Raw genomic sequence first — 299 nt, 5'->3', positions numbered from 1 at the left:
ATTGGGTGGCCCGGTTTGAAAGTTAGTGCATGACCGGCCTCTGGTCTATCGGGATGACGCTTTCGGGCGCCGGTGGTCGGTATCCCAGGGCGCTGTGAGGCCGGACGGTGTTGTAGTGCTTCCTCCATTCTTCGATCAGGATCTGCGCTTCCTTCAGAGAGTAGAAGATTTCGCCGTTGAGCAGCTCGTCGCGGAACCTTGCATTGAAGCTTTCGCAGTAGCCATTCTCCCAAGGTGATCCTGGTGTGATGTACGCCGTCTTGGCCCCGACAGCGGAGATCCAGTCCCGGACTTTTTGC

The 299-nt window shown here is 57.5% G+C and carries 1 protein-coding gene; it reads right to left on the bottom strand.

The annotated features are described in order from the left end of the window. Positions 1 to 22 precede the first annotated feature (22 nt). Positions 23 to 299: transposase (locus R3X27_RS25600; protein ID WP_317711738.1), on the bottom strand; the 277-nt coding region annotated here is incomplete at its 5' end.

This window comes from Tropicimonas sp. TH_r6, assembly GCF_033101155.1.
Taxonomy (GTDB): domain Bacteria; phylum Pseudomonadota; class Alphaproteobacteria; order Rhodobacterales; family Rhodobacteraceae; genus Tropicimonas.
Note: the sequence above shows the minus strand (reverse complement) of the source record. Positions and strands in the feature narration are given on the sequence as shown.